General features: G+C 71.4%; 1 protein-coding gene. It reads left to right on the forward strand.

The window, feature by feature from the left end; genetic code table 11:
• Positions 1-206: hypothetical protein (locus BST12_RS30520; protein WP_211281463.1), on the forward strand; the 206-nt coding region annotated here is incomplete at both ends.

Consider the following 206-nt stretch of genomic DNA (forward strand, 5'->3'; position numbering starts at 1 on the left):
CGCCCTGCTGCCAGCCGCCGCCGAGCCGGTAGCCTCGCTGATCCTGTCCGAGCTGCGTACCGCGGTGGCCACCGCCGGTGTGGTATTGATCGCCACCTCAGCACGGCCCGATCAACTCGATGCCCGGCTGCGTTCCCCCGAGTTGTGCGACCGGGAGCTTGGCCTGCCGCTGCCCGACGCGGCCACCCGCAAATCGCTGCTGGAGG

The sequence above is a fragment of the Mycobacterium angelicum genome (assembly GCF_002086155.1).
In the GTDB taxonomy this organism is placed as follows: domain Bacteria; phylum Actinomycetota; class Actinomycetes; order Mycobacteriales; family Mycobacteriaceae; genus Mycobacterium; species Mycobacterium angelicum.